The sequence below is a fragment of the Pseudaminobacter soli (ex Li et al. 2025) genome, from assembly GCF_029892515.1.
Classification (GTDB): domain Bacteria; phylum Pseudomonadota; class Alphaproteobacteria; order Rhizobiales; family Rhizobiaceae; genus Pseudaminobacter; species Pseudaminobacter soli_A.
In genome coordinates, this window is record NZ_JARXVF010000003.1 from 111,967 (window position 1) to 130,811 (window position 18,845).

Below are 18,845 nucleotides of genomic sequence, written 5' to 3' on the forward strand. Positions count from 1 at the left end.
GGGGGCTGAAATGTTATCTTTCGTTGTAAGGCGTCTGGGCACGATGGCATTGACGATGCTGTGCCTGACCTTGGTCGTGTTTTTTCTCGTCAATCTCGAGCCGAACCTGAAGAAGCTGGCGATCAGCCAGACCGAGATGCACACTTCGGCCGAACAGCTCGAGAGCTGGCTGGTGAAGCATGGCTATCGGCAGAATTTCTTCGCGCGCTACGGACAGTGGCTGGGCGTCCTGCCCAAGGAGCCGATCATTGATCCGGCGACCGGCAAGGCCTCGCAGCGGTTCACCTTCTGCAACGATCCGGTCGAGAGAACCTATTCCGGCATCCTGCAGGGCGACTTCGGCTGCTCGACCAAGTTCAAGGCCACGGTTTCCTCAAAACTCTTCCCCGCGCTTGGCGCCACGGGCATCCTGATGTTCTGGGTGCTGGCCACCATGGTGCCGATATCGCTTGTGATCGGCATCCTGGCCGGCATGCGCGAGGGCTCGCGCACCGACCGCACGCTTTCTGCGGCGTCGATTGCGACCACCGCGACGCCTGAGTATGTGTCGGGCGTCATCTTCACGGTCATATTCGCCTCCTGGCTCGGCTGGCTGAACGGCTCGGCCGCCTCGGCCAGCCAGGGCGTGAGCTTCTACAATTTCACGCTGCCGGTGATGACTCTGGCGATCTACGGCATCGGCTATATCGCGCGCATGACGCGGGCCTCGATGGTCGAGGTGATGACCCAGCAATATATCCGTACGGCACGGCTCAAGGGGCTCAGCTTCGGTGGCGTGGTGGTCAAGCACGCGCTGCGCAATGCGCTGATCGCGCCTTTCACCGTCATCATGCTTCAGTTTCCGTGGCTGCTGACGGGCGTGGTCATCGTCGAGGTGATGTTCCGCTACCAGGGGTTCGGCTACACGCTGGTCGAGGCGGCCGGCAACAACGACATCGACCTGCTGCTCGGCTGCTCGCTGGTGTCGGTGTTCATCGTACTGATCACCCAGCTCATCTCGGACGTAGGCTACGCTTATCTCAATCCACGCATCAGGGTGCAGTAGGAGGCGAGGATGCAGCTAGAATTCATCAGCGGGTTCCAGATTTTCCTCGGCGTACTGGCGCGTTTCTGGCCGGTATGGGCGGCGCTGGTCGTCGTCCTCGGCGCGAGCTTCATTTATAAGAAGAAGCTTGGCCTCTACGGCCAGCTCTTCGACAGCGGCGTCGGCATAACGGGTGTCACAATTTGCCTGTTCTGGCTGTTCACGGCCATCTTCGCCTCGACAATTGCGCCCTTCGATCCGCTGGGGCAGATCCCGGCGATGAAGGATGCATTGCCGGGTGCCATCGAGCCCGCATCGCATGGCGTCTATCTCTTCGGCGGCGACAAGCTCGCCCGCGATATCTTCTCGCGCATGGTATATGGCAGCCAGATCGTACTGATCATCGCGCCCGCCGCCACCGGCTTTGCGCTGATGGTGGGCGTAACACTCGGCCTGCCGGCCGGCTATTACGGGGGCAAGATCGACACAGTGCTGTCGTTCCTGGCCAATCTGGTGCTCGCCTTCCCAGTGATCCTGCTGTTTTATCTCCTGGTCACGCCGGGCATTATGGACACGCCCATCCCCTATGCCATGGCGGGGCTGTTCTTCCTGTTCCCGATCATCTTCTTCTGCGTGCTGTTCTGGACGAGGTTCAAGACGCGGCCCGAGCGGCTATATCTGCTCATGGGGCTGACGCTGGTCATCGGCGGTTGGGTCTATGCCGGGCTCGTCTTCGACGCCGATCCGCTGCGGATCATCCATATCGATCCGAACCAGCTCAACATCTTCGTGGCGGTGGTGTTCGCCTCCAGCCCCGGCGTGTTTCGTATCGTTCGCGGCCTGGTGATGGACATCAAGACGCGTGACTATGTGGCGGCAGCACAGACCAGGGGCGAAGCGCCCTGGTACATCATGCTGTGGGAGATCCTGCCCAATGCGCGCGGGCCGCTGATCGTCGATGCCTGCCTGCGCATCGGCTACACCACCATCCTGCTCGGCACGCTCGGCTATTTCGGCCTCGGCCTCGCGCCGGAAAGCCCCGACTGGGGCACGGCGATCAAGGACGCCAGCCGTCTGCTGCGCTCGTTCGTCCATCCGGCACTGCCGCCGACGATCGCGCTGATGTCCTTCGTGCTCGGGCTCAACTTGCTCGCCGATTCCCTGCGTGAACAATCGCTGAAAGATTGATGGAGGGCACCATGAACGAAGCAGTCAGGCCTCCGGTCGAACCCATCCTGGAGATCGAGAACCTCTCCATCTCCTTCTTTACCCGGCGTGGCGAAATCCCCGCCGTGATGGATTTTTCCTGCACCGTCATGCCCGGCGAGGCCATGGGCATCGTCGGCGAGAGCGGTTGCGGCAAGTCCACCGTCTCGCTCGGCGTCATGCGCGACCTCTCCAATGTCGGCAAGATCGTCGGCGGCCGGATAAAATTCCAGGGCCGCGACATGGGCGAGATGTCGGATGAGGAGTTGCGCAAGATACGCGGCAACAAGATCGCCATGATCTACCAGGAGCCGATGGCGAGCCTCAACCCGGCGATGAAGGTCGGCAAGCAGCTCATGGAAGTGCCGCTGATCCACGAGAAGGTCTCGAAGGACGAGGCATACCGGCGCTCGCTGGAAATGCTGAAGGCGGTGCGTCTGCCCGACCCCGAGCGGGTGATGAAGTCCTATCCGCACCAGCTGTCCGGCGGTCAGCAGCAGCGCATCGTGATCGCCATGGCGCTGCTCTCTAAGCCCGCGCTGCTCTTGCTCGACGAGCCGACTACTGCGCTCGACGTAACCGTCGAGGCGGGCATCGTCGATCTCATCAAGGGGCTGGGCAAGGAGTTCGGCACGTCGATGATCTTCGTGTCGCACAATCTGGGCCTGATCCTGGAGACCTGCGACCGCATCACGGTGATGTATTCGGGGGAGGCGGTGGAGACCGGCAAGGTCAAGGACGTGTTCGACCGCATGCGCCATCCCTATACGCAAGGCCTGTTCCGTTCGATCCCGCTGCCGGGCGCCGACAAGAACTCGCGGCCGCTTATCGCCATTCCCGGCCAGTTGCCGCTGCCGCACGAGCGGCCCAAGGGCTGCAATTTTGGCCCGCGTTGCCACCACTTCGTCGAGGGCGTCTGCAACGCCGCCGAAATCCCCATGGTCGCGGTGGATGGCCGCGAGGGTCATTTCAGCCGCTGCGTGCGCATCAACGAGATCGACTGGGCGGCGGTGCCGGAAGGCGCGAAGACCGACAAGGAGCCGGTCAAGCCCGGCGCGCCGGTGCTAAAGATCGACGAGCTCAAGAAATACTACAATGTCTCCGCCAATGAGGTGTTTGGCGGCGGCGAGGGGCGTGTCGTCAAGGCCAATGAGGCGATCAGCTTCGAGGCGCGCGAGTCGGAAACGGTCGCCATCGTCGGCGAGAGCGGCTGTGGCAAGTCCACGCTGGCCAAGGTGCTGCTGGGGCTCGAGACGGCAAGCTCGGGCAAGATCACGCTCACCAATCGCGATATCCAGTCCACCCCGGTCGAGGAGCGCGACGTCGACACGGTGTCGTCGATCCAGATGGTATTCCAGAACCCGTTCGACACGCTGAACCCCAGCCATTCGGTGGGCTCGCAGATCATCCGCACGCTCGAAAAATTCAAGATCGGCAAGAATGTAGCCGAGCGCCGGCAGAAGATGTTCGATCTGCTCGACCTGGTGAAGCTGCCGCGCGCTTTTGCCGAGCGCATGCCGCGCCAGCTTTCGGGCGGGCAAAAGCAGCGCATCGGCGTGGCGCGCGCCTTTGCCGGCCGCGCCCGCGTGGTGGTGGCCGACGAGCCGGTCTCGGCGCTGGACGTGTCCGTCCAGGCGGCGGTCACCGAGCTTTTGATGGACATCCAGCGCGAGTCCAAGACCACGATGCTGTTCATCAGCCACGACCTTTCGGTGGTGCGCTACATCGCCGACCGCGTCGTGGTGATGTATCTCGGCCATATCGTGGAGCAGGGCACGACCGACCAGATCTTCTCGCCGCCCTATCACCCCTATACCGAGGCGCTGCTTTCGGCGATCCCGATCGCCGATACGAGCGTGGTCAAGAAGCGCATCGTTTTGGACGGCGAAATCCCCTCGGCGATGAACCCGCCCACGGGCTGCCCATTCCAGACCCGCTGCCGCTACAAGCACCTTGTGCCCGACAATCTCTGCGAGACCAAGGTGCCGCCGCTCAAGGATCTCGGCGATGGCCATAAGAGCCTGTGCTGGCTGTCGAATGAAGTGCTGGCGAAGATGGAGCCGGTGATCAGCTTCGACAAGGAGAACTCCGGGAGCAATGCGGCAGGGGGCACTTCGCCGGCGGCAGACAACGAAGGCACTGCCGCCTGACGGTGCGTGGCTATCGGGTACTGGGGCTTGCTTGACCGCGCCGTTCTCGGGGCGTAGGTCTGCCGTGCGTGTCGGTCAAGCATGGCAATTGCCGGCAAGCGCACTATCTAGGTGAGGGGCGTTGCGACGGCCCTTCAGGCAGTATCGGATGCCCAAAGTGTCTATCTCCCGCAACATCAAAAGCCTCTTGCTCGCAGCCCTTGCGGTCGTGGCTATGTCGGGCGCTTCGCAGGCCGTCGAGCTGCGACAGCCGGTCAGAAACAACGGTATTGGCGTCACCAATCAGCAGTTGCTGAACCAGTTGCAGACGCAGCAGAACGAGCAGATGCGGCAGAACTATCAGCAGCAGCAGCAGTTCTATCGGGAATTCGATCGCCCGCGCGTTGCGCCGCAGCAGATGGATATTCCCACCATGCGGCCGAACTGCGTGGTGACCGGCTACCCGCCCGGCTGCCACTAAGCCTGCTAACTTACTCCTGTTTCTGACGCCGTCGGACTGCGCGTCGTCAGGCGCCGATAGTGCGTCGTCTCCGGCGGATCTACAGGCAGTTCCATAGTAAAACATGATATTTATTGTCATGTTTTTATCGTGTCAGTTCAATCGTTTAGTGCGAAAATTGACCAATTGATAAAAAAATAAACTGTGCTAGCCTTCCTCAAATCCACAATAATGGGGAACTGAAATGGCCGAAGGTCAGTTCAAGGAAGGCATAGCCGCCGGAAGGCTTGCCGCCGCACAGTATGCGGAGAATTTTTCCGACCTGCATCCGCCGCTGGACCATCACGAAGCCTTGGTCGAGGCGGATCGCTGCTACTTCTGCTACGACGCGCCCTGCATGCAGGCCTGCCCGACCTCCATCGACATTCCGATGTTCATCCGGCAGATCGCCACGGGCAATCCACTCGGTTCGGCCAAGACGATCTTCGACCAGAACATTTTGGGCGGCATGTGCGCTCGCGTCTGCCCCACAGAGACGCTGTGCGAAGAGGTCTGCGTGCGTGAAACTGCCGAAGGCAAGCCGGTGCAGATCGGCCGCCTGCAGCGCTACTCCACCGACATCGCGATGGAAGAGGGCAAGCAGTTTTACAGCCGCGCCGAGCCGACCGGCCGCAAGATCGCCGTGGTCGGCGCAGGCCCCGCTGGCCTTGCCGCCGCGCACCGCCTGGCGCGCTATGGCCATGAGGTGACCGTGCTCGAGGCCAGGCCCAAGTCGGGCGGCCTCAACGAATACGGCATCGCCGCCTACAAAAGCACCGACGATTTCGCCCAGGCCGAGGTCGACTACGTTACTGCGATTGGCGGCATCACCATCGAGAACGGCAAGGCGATGGGCCGCGATTTCCATCTCGCCGACCTCACCGCGAAATATGACGCCGTGTTCCTGGGACTCGGCCTTGGCGGCATCAATGCGCTGCGTGCCGAAGGCGAGGATGCGGCTGGCGTCGAAAACGCCGTCGAATATATCGCCACGCTGCGCCAGGCGAGCGACCTCGGCGCACTGCCCGTCGGCCGGCGCATCGTCGTCATCGGCGGCGGCATGACGGCCATCGACGTGGCCGTGCAGTCCAAGCTGCTCGGCGCCGAAGAGGTCACCATCTGCTACCGCCGCGGGCAGGAGCACATGAACGCCTCCATATTCGAGCAGGATCTGGCGACCGCCAATGGCGTCATCATCCGCCACTGGATGCAGCCCAAGAGCGTCGTCTCCGAAGGGGGCAAGGTGGTGGGCATCGAGCTCGAATACACCGCGCTGAAGGGCGACAAGCTCACCGGCACCGGTGAGATCGTGCGGTTGGCTGCCGACCAGGTGTTCAAGGCAATCGGCCAGGCCTTTGAGCCGTCGTCGGTGAACGGCTCCGGCGCGAGCCTTGCCATGGAAGGCGGGCGCATTGTCGTGGACGAGCAGGGCCGCACGTCGCTGTCCAAGGTCTGGGCCGGCGGCGACTGCATCCTCGGCGGCGACGACCTCACCGTTTCGGCCGTCGCGCAGGGTCGCGATGCCGCCGAAAGCATTCACAAGTCACTGACCGCGAACGGGAGGGCGTGAGCATGGCTGATATCCGCAACAACTTCATCGGCATCAAGTCGCCCAATCCGTTCTGGCTGGCTTCCGCGCCGCCCACCGACAAGGCCTACAATGTCGAGCGCGCCTTCAAGGCGGGCTGGGGCGGCGTGGTCTGGAAGACGCTGGGCGAGGAGGGCCCGCCGGTCGTCAACGTCAACGGCCCGCGCTACGGCGCGATCTGGGGCGCTGATCGCCGCCTGCTCGGTCTCAACAACATCGAGCTGATCACCGACCGCGACCTGCAGACCAATCTGCGCGAGATGAAGCAGGTGAAGATGAACTGGCCGGATCGGGCGCTCATCGCCTCGATCATGGTGCCCTGCGTGGAGGAGAGCTGGAAGGCGATCCTGCCGCTGGTGGAAGAGACCGGTGCTGACGGCATCGAGCTGAACTTCGGCTGCCCGCACGGCATGAGCGAGCGCGGCATGGGCTCGGCGGTCGGCCAGGTGCCGGAATATATCGAGATGGTTGTGCGCTGGTGCAAGCAGTACACGCGCATGCCGGTCATCACCAAGCTGACGCCCAACATCACCGACATCCGCAAGCCGGCGCGTGCGGCACATGCCGGCGGCACGGACGCGGTGTCGCTGATCAACACGATCAACTCCATCACCGCGGTCGATCTCGACAGCTTCTCGCCCGAGCCTTCCATCGACGGCAAGGGCAGCCATGGCGGCTATTGCGGCCCGGCGGTCAAGCCGATCGCGCTCAACATGGTGGCGGAGATCGCCCGCGATGCTGAAACGCGCGGCTTGCCGATCTCCGGCATTGGTGGCATCACCACCTGGCGCGACGCGGCTGAGTTCATGGCACTCGGCGCCGGCAATGTGCAGGTTTGCACGGCGGCCATGACCTATGGCTTCAAGATCGTGCAGGAGATGATCGCCGGCCTTGAGAACTGGATGGACGAAAAGGGCCACAAGACCCTCGACGACATCATCGGGCGTGCCACGCCTAACGTCACCGACTGGCAGTATCTCAACCTCAACTACATCGCCAAGGCGAATATCGACCAGGACGCCTGCATCAAGTGCGGCCGCTGCCACATCGCCTGCGAGGATACCTCGCACCAGGCGATCACCAGCATGGTCGACGGCGTGCGCCACTTCGAGGTGATCGACGAAGAGTGCGTGGGCTGCAACCTCTGCGTCAATGTCTGCCCGGTTGAAGGCTGCATCACCATGGAGCCGCTGGCTGTGGGTGCGCTCGACAAGCGCACGGGCAAGACCGTGTCGCCCGACTACGCCAACTGGACCACGCATCCGAACAATCCAATGGCCCGACAGGCCGCGGAATAAGGTTCCTCCTGGCCAGGCGGGGTCCCGAAAGGGGCTCTGCTTGGCTGTCTTCTGAAGCTGGCGGGCCTTTGGTCCGCCAGTTTTCTATTTGGAAAATTGACGATGAAAATTATCCAGGATACAAAATATCCACGAATCGAAACGGTGAACCATGAAGCTGAGTGAAGGCGTCGAAGCCGCGATCCATTGTGCTCTTGTCCTGGTTGGCATGAACGAGGGCGCGACCATGCCGGGTGCCGCGCTGGCCGAGCAGTTTGGGGTGTCGTCCAGCTATCTCCTGAAACATCTCAATGCGCTAGTCGCCGCGGGCATTTTCGAGTCAGTGCCGGGCCCGACCGGCGGCTACAGGCTGGCGCGCGCGGCTGAGGATATCTCGCTGCTCGACATCGTGCTCGCCGTCGAAGGGCCGCAGCCGGCATTCCGCTGCGGTGAGATCCGCCAGCGCGGCCCGGCCAAATTGCCGGCTTCCGCCTATGCAAAACCCTGCGGGATCAATGCCGCGATGCTGCGGGCGGAGAGGGCCTACCGTGCCGCGCTCGCCGCCGAGCGCCTGTCTGACATCGTGGCCGAATTCAGGACTGAGGGCGACCCGCGCTCGGTGGCGGCAAGCTGCGTCTTCGTGGCGCGCCACCAGCGTCCGCAAAAATCGATTTCAACCAAGCGATAGAGAGAGGAATGACATGCAGCCGAGATTGAATTTCTTCAATGCCGCGCCGGAGCTGATCAAGGAAGTGCAACGCCTGAACAAGGCCGTGGACGAATGCGGCCTGGAAAAGAGCCTCTTGCACCTCATCAAGCTGCGCGCCTCGCAGATCAATGGATGCTCATATTGCGTCGACATGCACAGCCGCGAGGCGCGCCACGACGGCGAGACCGAGCAGCGGCTCTATCTCGTTGCCGCCTGGAAGGAGTCGCCACTGTTTTCCGAGCGCGAGCGCGCCGCCTTTGCCTGGGTAGAGGCAACCACGCTGATCTCCAAAGACGGCGTTTCCGACGAGCTTTACGCAAAAACGCTCAAGCACTTTTCCGAAACGGATCTGGTCAAACTCACGGTGGCCGTGGGCATGATCAACATCTGGAACCGGCTCTGCGCATCGTTCCATGCAATTCACCCGGTCGAGAAGGCTGAGGCCGCATAGCTGTTCCATCGACTCCGGATCGAAATCACGCCTGCCGACGAGGAAACTGCGTCGGCAGGCATTAGAGCGCGCAGGAAATGCGTCTCGCCCTACGGTTGGAGGCAATCCTCCCCAGCCGTCAAAACGGCCAGACATCGTCGGGCCGTGTTGTTTGTCTGACGTCAGAATGAGACCTTGGCGCCCACAGATATGGTGGTCGAAACAAAGTCCATGCCGGCACTATCCTTGTATTTCGCCCCCCGGGCGCCACTCGGAATGTCGTAGAGCGTCGTATCGCCTGTCTTGCGGAAGTACTTGTCGAAATTGCCCGCCAAGAAGAAGCTGGTGCGCTCGTTCCACTGATATCTGGCGCTGGCACCCACCGACACGAACGGGTTCGTATCGTATTCGTCTTCGAAGCGCAGGTCGCGCATCCAGTGATGGTCGGTGTCGCTGGCGTTCACCGCAAAACCGCCGCGCAGCAGTCCAGACAGAGACCAGTCGTCGATCTGCGTGGTTGCTTCGGCACCGATAAACAAAGTCGGGTATCGCTGTTCGAACGATATACCCCGTTCGCCGTCCGGGAACGTGCCGATGTCATCGCGGAAACCGTTGAAGCTATAGACATAGGAGCCGCCATACGCCGACCATTTGACGTCCGTGTATTTGAAGCCGCCATGCAGATTGACGGTCGTCGTATCGTTGAAAGCGAAGTTGCGGCCCAGCGCGACATCCAGATTGATGTAGCGATTGAGATCGGTGTCCGGATGAATCGAGCGGTCTGACCAATCGTCATCGCCCCTGCCTGGTGAGAAAGGCTCCAGCCAGTCGTAATCCTTCATCTCGCTCTGGCCTGAAAAGCCGATCACGGCATTTGCCGAAACAGTCCAATGATCCGCGAAATCTGCCTTGGCGCCGAGCGTGGCAACCGGGGCCTGTGTCTTCCAAATCAATTGGCTGACGCGATTGGCATTGTCGTCATAGACGACCTCGTTTCCTTTCAGCCACGTGTAGCCGACGCCGCCAAGGATCGTGATGCTCTTGTCTGCGGACTGGAACAGAGTCTCATTGGGTAACTGATCCGCTGCTCGAGCCGTCGTCGCTCCGGCGAGCGAGAACAATGCGAGCACGGCAACGTAAGATCCGACGGTATGCACTAAAAGCCCCCTCGAAGGTCAAATAACCCCTTGCCGGGACTATGTTATTAGCTGTCGCTTGTCTGTCGCCATTGCGCAACACTGCAACATTTGTATCGAAGCCCAATGCAGCCTTCTGGGCGCGGTCCGGGGGGCTGCGCGTTAGCCGTGCGGGCTTTCATTTTTTCATGCGTCTTGCCCGCCGTGCTGCGCAATGCTTTGCTGCGCGGAAAATGGAGGGGGAGAAAATGCGCCTTGCTGTTCTTGGCCTTGCTGCCGCTGCCTGCCTGCAATTTGGAGATGCCTTCGCGCAGCAAGCGGTCTTCGATGAGTTGAAGCCGATAGACGTCGAGGCGGCCGACCCGGATTTCGTTGCCGACATGTTCGGCCCATGGACCATCAGCAATTCGAGCGGCGACAAGAACTGCATCGCCGTTCTGAAGCGCGAGCAGACCATCGGCGGCATGGAGATCGAGCTTGCGCCCGCCTGTGCCGCGACCTTTCCGGTTCTGGGCGACATCACCGCATGGCGGCTGCTGGAGGGCTGGGCCATCGATCTGGTCGATGCCGAGCGCAAGACGCGCGTTCGTTTCGAGACGCCGGACGACATCTATGTCGCCTATCCCGAAACGGACGGCATTTTCACGATCCAGCCGGTTCCCCGCGACTGAGCGGATCGGCTGGATGTATCAGGCCTCCTTGCTGTCGAAGAAAAACAACTCGGCGCCGGCGTCGGCAAAGTTCGGAATGTCGCCCGCTGCCGCCTGACCCTCTGGCGAGGACAGTCCCGTTTGTAGCGCGTCAAGGGAGGGGAAGTGGAGCACTGCGACCAGGTGATAAGGCGCCTGGCCTGCGGGGCTTGCCACGACGCCCTTGCTTACCTCGTACTTCCCAAGGCCGGGAATTTTCCTGGCGAGTGGGACGTGGGTGGAAAAATAATAGCGGTCGAAGGCCTCCGGGTCCTTCGGCGTCCGGTACATCACGATCAGCTTTGCCATCGACGTCTCCTCCGTCGCTCGGCCCGCACGCAAGCGGGGACACGCCGGCAGTTGCGGGGAGGTCCGGTTAGGATGGCCGAAGCTTGGTTTCGTGGATAGCCGGACGATAGTCCTGCGTGGGCGGTTCCGCCACGCTCAGTCCTTGTGCGGCGCCAGTCCGTGGACGAAGAGGTTTTCGAGGAAGCGCGCCGCATCTTCGAAGCGGCCTTCGCCGCCGCGGTCGGGGCCGAGAACGGCGCGCACCTGCACGTCGAAGTCGGCATAGTGCTGGGTCGTCGCCCAGATTGAGAAGATCAGGTGCCAGGGGTCGGTCTGGATGATCTTGCCGGCGCGCATCCAGCTTTTGATGATCTCGGCCTTCTCGTCGACCAGTTCCTTCAACTCGCCCTCCAGCAGCGGCATGATGCGCGGCGCGCCCTGCAGGATCTCGTTGGCGAACAGCCGGCTTTCGCGTGGGAAATCCCGCGCCATCTCCAGCTTGCGGCGGATGTAGCCGCGAATCTCGGCGATCGGGTCGCCGCTGTCGTCCAACTCGCGCAACGGTGCGAGCCAGGTCTTCAGCAGACGCTCCATCAGCGTCTCGTAGATGTCTTCCTTGCGCCGGAAATAGTAAAGCAGGTTGGGCTTGGACATGCCCGCCGCGTCGGCGATCTGATCGATGGTCGAGCCGCGGAAACCGTGGGTGGAAAACACCTCCAGCGCGGCCTCGAGAATGAGCTCCCGCTTTTCTTGCTGAATGCGGGTTCGGCGCGGAGGGACAGTGCTTTGGCTGCTCATGCGAGCCTCCTCGGGCCGAAATATAAAAACAGGCTGTGGACCAATCCGCTGGACCAGTTTCTCTTGGCCGGTGGAACGCGATTTCGCGCGTGCATATGGGCTAGTATTCCCTTGACCGCCCGTATGGCGGTGCTAACGTTTGTCCAATCGGTCAAAAATTGCGTAACACAAAAGTACCGCAAAGACCAAGCGTTGGCCGCAATGAAACAGGGGACCCAAAAGGAAAGCTTGGTTATGTCCAATAGAAAGAACGTCGCGCCGAACGACCTCAGTGCATTCTGGATGCCTTTCACGTCGAACCGCCAATTCAAGCAGGCGCCGCGTATGCTCGTCAGTGCCAAGGACATGCACTATACGGCAAGCGACGGCCGCAAGATCCTTGACGGTACCGCCGGCCTCTGGTGCGTCAACGCCGGCCACTGCCGCCCCAAGATCACCGAGGCGATCCAGAATCAGGCAGCCGAGCTCGACTACGCGCCGGCCTTCCAGATGGGTCACCCGATCGTGTTCGAGCTGGCGAACCGCCTGGTCGACATCGCGCCCGCGGGCATGGACCATGTGTTCTTCACCAATTCCGGTTCGGAATCGGTCGACACCGCGCTGAAGATGGCGCTCGCCTACCATCGCGTGAAGGGCGAGGGCTCGCGCACCCGCCTCATCGGCCGCGAACGCGGCTATCACGGCGTCAATTTCGGCGGCATCTCGGTCGGCGGCATCGTCACCAACCGCAAGATGTTCGGCACGCTGCTCACTGGCGTCGATCATATGCCGCATACGCATCTGCCGGCAAAGAACGCCTTCACCAAGGGCGAGCCGGAGCATGGCGCGGAGCTCGCCGACGAGCTGGAACGCATCGTCGCGCTGCATGACGCCTCGACCATAGCGGCCGTCATCGTCGAGCCGGTCGCCGGTTCCACGGGCGTGCTGATCCCGCCGAAGGGCTATCTCCAGCGACTGCGCCAGATCTGCGACAAGCACGGCATCCTGCTGATCTTCGACGAAGTCATCACCGGTTTCGGCCGTCTCGGCACGCCGTTCGCGGCTGACTATTTCGGCGTCATCCCCGACATCATGACCACCGCCAAGGGCGTCTCCAACGGCGTCATCCCGATGGGCGCGGTGTTCGTGAAGAAGGAAATCCACGACGCCTTCATGAACGGCCCCGAGCATCTGATCGAGTTCTTCCACGGTTACACCTATTCGGGCAACCCGATCGCCTCGGCCGCGGCTCTCGCCACGCTCGACACCTACAAGGAAGAGGGTCTGCTGACGCGCGGTGCGGAACTCGCTACCCACTGGGAAGAGGCGCTTCACTCACTCAAGGGCGAGCCGCATGTCATCGACATCCGCAACATCGGCCTCGTCGGTGCGATCGAGCTGGAATCGATTCCCGGCCAGCCCAGCAAGCGCGCGTTCTCGGCCTTCGTGAAGGCATTCGAGCGCGGTGCGCTGATCCGTACCACCGGCGACATCATCGCGCTGTCGCCGCCGCTGATCGTCACCAAGGGCCAGATCGATGAACTGATCGATCATGTCCGCGAAGTACTGAATATGATCGACTAAGACCAAATGATGCCGGGAGGCCGAGGTGCCTCCCGGCATTTTAATAAGCAAGACCAGGGAAAGAAAAGAATGGCGGCGCCGGGCGAAAATCTGCGAATCAATTCAGACCGTTTGTGGGATTCGCTGATGGAAATGGCGAAGATCGGGCCGGGCATTGCGGGTGGCAACAACCGCCAGACCCTGACCGACGCCGACGGCGAAGGCCGGCACCTCTTCAAGAAGTGGTGCGAGGAAGCGGGCCTTGAGATGGGCGTGGACGAGATGGGCACCATGTTCGCCCGCCGCGAAGGCACCAACCCCGATGCCCTGCCGGTCTATGTCGGCAGCCACCTCGACACTCAGCCCACCGGCGGCAAGTTCGACGGCGTGCTCGGCGTTCTGGGCGGCTTGGAAGTCATCCGCACGCTGAACGATCTCGGCATCAAGACAAAACATCCCATCATCGTCACCAACTGGACGAACGAGGAAGGCACGCGCTTTGCCCCGGCCATGCTGGCCTCGGGCGTGTTCGCCGGCGTGCATGACCAGGATTGGGCCTATGCCCGCAAGGACGCCGAAGGCAAGCTGTTCGGCGACGAACTCGCCCGCATCGGCTGGAAGGGCGACGAGAAGGTCGGCGCGCGCAAGATGCGCGCCTTTTTCGAATTGCATATCGAGCAGGGGCCGATCCTCGAGGACGAGGAAATCGAGATTGGCGTCGTCACGCACGGCCAGGGCCTAAAGTGGCTGCAGGTCACGTTGACCGGCGTGGAAGCGCATACCGGCTCCACGCCGATGCCCAAGCGCCGCAATGCCGGCCTCGGCATGGCGCGCGTGACCGAACTGGTGCACGAAGTGGCGATGGACTACCAGCCCGACGCCGTCGGCGCGATCGGCCACATGGAGGTCTATCCGAACTCGCGCAACATCATCGCCGGCCGCACGGTCTTCACCATCGACATCCGCTCGCCCGACAAGGAAGTGCTGGACGAGATGGACGCCCGCATCCGTGACGGCATCGCCACCATCTGCGAGGCGCTCGATATTTCCTTCGAAATCGAGCAGGTCGGGCACTTCGACCCGGTCACGTTCGACGAGGGTTGCGTCAAGGCGATCCGCGACGCGGCCGACCGGCTGGGCTACATGCACCGCAACATCGTTTCGGGCGCCGGCCACGATGCCTGCTGGATCAACCGCGTTGCGCCCACGGCCATGGTCATGTGCCCGTGCGTCGACGGACTCAGCCACAACGAGGCCGAGGAAATCTATCCGGAATGGGCGGCCGCCGGCTGCGATGTACTTTTCCACGCTGTAGTGGAGACTGCGGAGATCGTGGAGTAACATCACGCAGAACACTACCCGGGCCGACGCGCCACAAAGAGCGCGCGGCCCGCAAGAAGGGGAACATGGGAGAATAATGAGGAACATCTTCACACACGGCACATAGCGACCGGTCGCCTTAGCGCGCCGCAAGGCCGCGCACCTGGCGATCCGGTTGTTTGGTAAGCAGCGGAAAGTTCCGAAAACCGCATTCCACTTTTCGGTCCGATGCCTCAGCGGGGCGGGGAAACGCGCTTCTGCGACCAGATTGCGAAATCGAGTCAGGAGACGGCATCAACCCGTTGTTTTCCGGACCGGTTTTGCGTTCGTGCCCCTGTGCAGCCCCCCGAAATACGCTTTGATCGATCAACGGAAATTGGAAAGCCAGCAGCTTGCAGCCAGCACACAGCAATACCGTCATCGAAGCCAGTAAGCTCGGGCTTACCTTCCAGACCAGCGACGGGCCTGTCAGGGCGCTGTCGGATGTCGACCTTTCGATCGGCAAGGGGGAGTTCGTCTCCTTCATCGGTCCGTCCGGATGTGGCAAGACCACTTTCCTGCGCGTGATCGCCGACCTTGAGCAGCCGACTTCGGGCACCATCTCCATCAACGGCATGACGCCCCAGCAGGCGCGCGAGGCCCGCGCCTATGGCTATGTGTTCCAGGCGGCGGCGCTGTTTCCGTGGCGCACCATCGAGAACAACGTGGCGCTGCCGCTGGAGATCATGGGCATTTCGCGGGGTGAGCAGAAGGCGCGCATCAAGCGCACGATGGATCTCGTCAATCTCTCCGGCTTCGAGAAGAAATATCCCTGGCAGCTTTCCGGCGGCATGCAGCAGCGCGCCTCAATCGCGCGTGCGCTCGCCTTCGACGCCGACCTGCTTTTGATGGACGAGCCCTTCGGCGCGCTCGACGAGATCGTGCGCGATCACCTCAACGAGCAGCTTCTGAAACTCTGGGCTCAGACCAACAAGACGATTTGCTTCGTCACCCACTCCATCCCGGAGGCGGTGTATCTGTCGACGCGCATCGTGGTGATGTCGCCACGCCCCGGCCGCGTGACTGACGTGATCGAGTCGACGCTCCCGCGGGAGCGGCCGCTCGACATCCGCGAGTCGCCTGAATTCCTGGCAATCGCCGCGCGCGTGCGCGACGGCCTGCGGGCCGGCCATTCCTACGACGATTGAGGCCGGAAATGGACCGCTTTCGCGACAAAATTGTCCCCGTCACCACGCTCCTCGCGGGGCTGGTGGTGCTCTGGTACGTCTTCGCCGTAATCCTGAACACGCCGGTCCAGCGAGACATTGACCGCCGCGCCGGCGATGATCCCAGCTTTTCAGAATTCGTCGGCCGGACGCTTGCGCAGGCGAAGCCTACGTTGCCCGCGCCGCACCAGGTGGCCTCGAATTTCTTCGAAAACACTTTTACGCGGAAGATCACCAGCAACCGCAGCCTCGTCTACCACGCCTGGGTAACGCTCTCTTCTACCTTGCTGGGCTTTGCCTTCGGCACCGTGCTCGGCGTGCTGATCGCAGTGGGCATCGTGCATTTCATTGCGCTCGACCGCAGCCTGATGCCCTGGATCATCGCCTCGCAGACCATCCCCATCCTCGCCATCGCGCCGATGGTGGTGGTTGTGTTTGCGGCTATCGGCATCACAGGCCTGCTGCCCAAGGCGCTGATCTCGACCTATCTGTCGTTCTTTCCGGTCGCTGTCGGCATGGTGAAAGGCCTGCGTTCGCCCGAACTTCTCTACCTCGACCTGATGCACACCTATAACGCCAGCGCCTCGCAGACTTTTTGGAAGCTGCGGGTGCCGGCCTCTGTGCCGTATCTCTTTGCGTCGATGAAGGTGGCGGTGGCGGCAAGCCTGGTCGGCGCGATCGTAGCCGAACTGCCCACGGGTGCGGTGGCCGGCATCGGCGCCAAGCTGCTAGCAGGCTCCTACTACAGCCAGACCATCGACATCTGGTCGGCGCTCGTGGCCGGCTCGCTGGTGGCGGTTCTGCTGGTCACGCTAGTGGGTGTCGCAGGGCGCATCGTCGAACGTTCGATGGGCGGGAGGCCGGCATGAGCGCTTTAAAGATCTCATGGCAGGCGGCGCTGGCGCTCGTCCTTTGCGTCATCGCGGCATTCACGTTGCCGGTCGCGGGAGCCGAGGGGAGCAATCCGTTCAGCTCGAGCACGACGCTCGCAATATTCGCGCTCGTCGGCCTTGCTGCCCTGATTTCCATGATGCGGGTCACCGATGCCCTTGCCGCGACGACCCTCTTCGTCGGCGCGCATGGGGCGGCGTGGCTGCTTCTTGCCGGCATCGCCGGGAACGAGGGCGCTGCGCGGGCACCGTTCTTCCTGCTGATCGCCGCCGGCTGGCTCCTGGCATGGCGCTGCGTGACCGTGCTTTCGGCGATGCGCCCGAAGGACCGGGCCGTGAGCACATTCCTGCGGCTGCTCATCCCCACCATCTTCGGCGCCTGGATCCTGATCCTCTGGGAGGCGATTACGCGCGGGGCGGGCATTCCCTTCGTGCTTCTGCCGCCGCCCAGCTCCATCGGCGTCCGGCTGGCCAACTCGGTTCCGGTGCTGTGGGCCGACGTGAACCAGACGATCTTCCATTCGGTGATCGTGGGCTACATCATCGGCTGCGGCGCGGGCTTTGCAACGGCTATCCTGGCCGACCGCGTTCCCTTCCTCCGGCGCGGACTTCTGCCCATCGGCAACATGGTGTCGGCGCTGCCGATCATCGGTGTCGCGCCCATCCTGGTCATGTGGTTCGGCTTCGACTGGCATTCCAAGGCTGCAGTTGTCGTCATCATGACCTTCTTCCCGATGCTGGTGAACACGGTGGCGGGACTAGCCGCCTCCGGCCACATGGAGCGCGACCTGATGCGCACCTACGCTTCGGGCTACTGGACGACGCTGCTCAAGCTCAGGCTGCCGGCAGCGGCGCCCTTCATCTTCAACGCCTTGAAGATCAATTCGACGCTGGCGCTGATCGGCGCCATCGTGGCCGAGTTCTTCGGCACGCCAGTCGTGGGCATGGGCTTCCGTATCTCAACCGAGGTCGGCCGCATGAACATCGACATGGTGTGGGCCGAGATCGCGGTTGCGGCGCTTGCGGGTTCGGTCTTCTATGGCGCGATCGCCCTTGTCGAAAGGGCCGTTACATTTTGGCATCCGTCTGTCCGTGGTGGGTAGGCGCACTTCAGAGGGTGAAAAAATGAAGAAACTGATTGTTTCCATGCTTGCGGGCACAATGTCGCTGGCCGCGGTCCATGCCTGGGCCGCGGATAAGGTGACGCTGCAGCTCAAATGGGTGACGCAGTCGCAGTTTGCCGGTTACTACGTCGCCAAGGAGAAGGGCTTCTACGAAGCCGAAGGCCTTGACGTCGAGATCAAGCCGGGCGGCCCCGATATCGCTCCCGAGCAGGTGATTGCCGGCGGCGGTGCCGACGTCATCGTCGACTGGATGGGTGGTGCGCTGGCCGCGCGCGACAAGGGCGTGATGCTGGTCAACATCGCCCAGCCGTACAAGAAGGCCGGCATGGAACTGGTCTGCCCGAAGGACGGCCCGATCAAGACGGAAAAGGATTTCCCCGGCCACACGCTCGGTGTCTGGTTCTTCGGCAACGAGTATCCATTCTACGCCTGGATGAACAAGCTCGGCTATTCGACCGAAGGCGGCAAGGACGGCGTGACCGTGCTGAAGCAGAGTTTTGACGTGCAGCCGCTGATCCAGAAGCAGGCCGACTGCATCTCGGTCATGACCTATAACGAGTACTGGCAGCTCATCGACGCCGGCTACAAGCCGGAAGACCTGACCGTCTTCAACTACACTGCCATGGGCAACGACCTGCTCGAGGACGGCATCTATGCGCTGGAAGACAAGCTGAAGGACCCAGCTTTCCAGGACAAGATGGTCCGCTTCGTCCGCGCTTCGATGAAGGGCTGGAAATATGCCGTGGACAACAATGACGAAGCGGCCGGGATTGTCATGGACAATGGCGGCCAGGACGACAACCACCAGAAGCGCATGATGAGCGAGGTCGCCAAGCTCATCGACAACGCCGACGGCAAGCTCATCCCGGCGGCCTACGAGCGCACTGCCAAAGCGCTGCTCGACCAGAAGATCATCACCAAGGAGCCGCACGGCGCCTACACCACCGAGATCACCGACAAGGCGATCAAGTAAGCTGCTTCAGCCTAAGGC

At 62.2% G+C, this 18,845-nt stretch carries 18 protein-coding genes; 15 read left to right on the forward strand and 3 right to left on the reverse strand.

The genetic code is table 11. The features are described 5' to 3' along the window. The first annotated feature begins 10 nt into the window (after window positions 1–10). The 8 genes from M2281_RS14935 (at window position 11) to M2281_RS14970 (ending at window position 8,883) form a co-directional block, all read left to right on the forward strand. A complete protein-coding gene (locus M2281_RS14935; RefSeq protein ID WP_280821964.1) occupies window positions 11–1,045 on the forward strand; it encodes an ABC transporter permease in 1,035 nt (344 codons plus the stop codon). A 9-nt stretch (window positions 1,046–1,054) separates the two neighbouring features. Next, window positions 1,055–2,212 (forward strand): ABC transporter permease, encoded by a 1,158-nt coding sequence (locus M2281_RS14940; RefSeq protein WP_280821965.1) that lies wholly within the window; start codon window positions 1,055–1,057, stop codon window positions 2,210–2,212. A gap of 11 nt (window positions 2,213–2,223) precedes the next feature. Continuing rightward, on the forward strand, window positions 2,224–4,380 hold the full coding sequence (locus M2281_RS14945; protein WP_280821966.1) for an ABC transporter ATP-binding protein: 2,157 nt from the start codon (window positions 2,224–2,226) through the stop codon (window positions 4,378–4,380). A gap of 148 nt (window positions 4,381–4,528) precedes the next feature. Further along, the gene (locus M2281_RS14950) at window positions 4,529–4,840 is read left to right on the forward strand and encodes a hypothetical protein (protein WP_280821967.1); all 312 of its coding nucleotides are present in this window, start codon (window positions 4,529–4,531) and stop codon (window positions 4,838–4,840) included. Window positions 4,841–5,063: 223 nt separating this feature from the next. Continuing rightward, the gene (locus tag M2281_RS14955; protein ID WP_280821968.1) at window positions 5,064–6,428 is read left to right on the forward strand and encodes an NAD(P)-dependent oxidoreductase; all 1,365 of its coding nucleotides are present in this window, start codon (window positions 5,064–5,066) and stop codon (window positions 6,426–6,428) included. A gap of 2 nt (window positions 6,429–6,430) precedes the next feature. After that, window positions 6,431–7,744, forward strand: coding sequence for an NAD-dependent dihydropyrimidine dehydrogenase subunit PreA (preA, locus tag M2281_RS14960; protein WP_280821969.1), 1,314 nt, complete (start codon window positions 6,431–6,433; stop codon window positions 7,742–7,744). A gap of 151 nt (window positions 7,745–7,895) precedes the next feature. Continuing rightward, the gene (locus M2281_RS14965) at window positions 7,896–8,411 is read left to right on the forward strand and encodes an RrF2 family transcriptional regulator (RefSeq protein WP_280821970.1); all 516 of its coding nucleotides are present in this window, start codon (window positions 7,896–7,898) and stop codon (window positions 8,409–8,411) included. Between the two features lie 13 nt (window positions 8,412–8,424). Beyond that, window positions 8,425–8,883, forward strand: coding sequence for a carboxymuconolactone decarboxylase family protein (locus M2281_RS14970; RefSeq protein WP_280821971.1), 459 nt, complete (start codon window positions 8,425–8,427; stop codon window positions 8,881–8,883). Between the two features lie 161 nt (window positions 8,884–9,044). On the opposite strand, the gene M2281_RS14975 is transcribed toward M2281_RS14970, so the two are convergent. Then, window positions 9,045–9,992 (reverse strand): omptin family outer membrane protease, encoded by a 948-nt coding sequence (locus tag M2281_RS14975; protein WP_280822491.1) that lies wholly within the window; start codon window positions 9,990–9,992, stop codon window positions 9,045–9,047. 254 nt (window positions 9,993–10,246) lie between these two features. Between M2281_RS14975 and M2281_RS14980 the strand changes: the two genes are divergently transcribed. After that, window positions 10,247–10,669, forward strand: coding sequence for an AprI/Inh family metalloprotease inhibitor (locus M2281_RS14980; RefSeq protein ID WP_280821972.1), 423 nt, complete (start codon window positions 10,247–10,249; stop codon window positions 10,667–10,669). Between the two features lie 18 nt (window positions 10,670–10,687). On the opposite strand, the gene M2281_RS14985 is transcribed toward M2281_RS14980, so the two are convergent. Further along, window positions 10,688–10,996: an EthD family reductase gene (locus M2281_RS14985; RefSeq protein ID WP_280821973.1), complete on the reverse strand. Its 309-nt coding sequence runs from the start codon at window positions 10,994–10,996 to the stop codon at window positions 10,688–10,690. Window positions 10,997–11,131: 135 nt separating this feature from the next. Then, window positions 11,132–11,773, reverse strand: coding sequence for a TetR family transcriptional regulator C-terminal domain-containing protein (locus M2281_RS14990; RefSeq protein ID WP_280821974.1), 642 nt, complete (start codon window positions 11,771–11,773; stop codon window positions 11,132–11,134). A 234-nt stretch (window positions 11,774–12,007) separates the two neighbouring features. Between M2281_RS14990 and M2281_RS14995 the strand changes: the two genes are divergently transcribed. From M2281_RS14995 to M2281_RS15020, 6 genes are all read left to right on the forward strand, one after another. Next, window positions 12,008–13,336, forward strand: coding sequence for an aspartate aminotransferase family protein (locus tag M2281_RS14995; RefSeq protein WP_280821975.1), 1,329 nt, complete (start codon window positions 12,008–12,010; stop codon window positions 13,334–13,336). 69 nt (window positions 13,337–13,405) lie between these two features. Next, window positions 13,406–14,656, forward strand: a complete 1,251-nt coding sequence (locus M2281_RS15000) for a Zn-dependent hydrolase (RefSeq protein WP_280821976.1) — start codon at window positions 13,406–13,408, stop codon at window positions 14,654–14,656. 371 nt (window positions 14,657–15,027) lie between these two features. After that, window positions 15,028–15,822 carry an ABC transporter ATP-binding protein gene (locus tag M2281_RS15005; RefSeq protein WP_280821977.1) on the forward strand — a complete coding sequence of 265 codons (795 nt, stop codon included), beginning with the start codon at window positions 15,028–15,030 and terminating at the stop codon, window positions 15,820–15,822. 8 nt (window positions 15,823–15,830) lie between these two features. After that, window positions 15,831–16,709: an ABC transporter permease gene (locus tag M2281_RS15010; protein WP_280821978.1), complete on the forward strand. Its 879-nt coding sequence runs from the start codon at window positions 15,831–15,833 to the stop codon at window positions 16,707–16,709. Continuing rightward, window positions 16,706–17,833, forward strand: a complete 1,128-nt coding sequence (locus M2281_RS15015; protein WP_280821979.1) for an ABC transporter permease — start codon at window positions 16,706–16,708, stop codon at window positions 17,831–17,833. The genes M2281_RS15010 and M2281_RS15015 overlap by 4 nt, the downstream gene beginning before the upstream one ends. A 22-nt stretch (window positions 17,834–17,855) precedes the next feature. Next, window positions 17,856–18,827 carry an ABC transporter substrate-binding protein gene (locus tag M2281_RS15020; protein ID WP_280821980.1) on the forward strand — a complete coding sequence of 324 codons (972 nt, stop codon included), beginning with the start codon at window positions 17,856–17,858 and terminating at the stop codon, window positions 18,825–18,827. Window positions 18,828–18,845 lie beyond the last annotated feature (18 nt).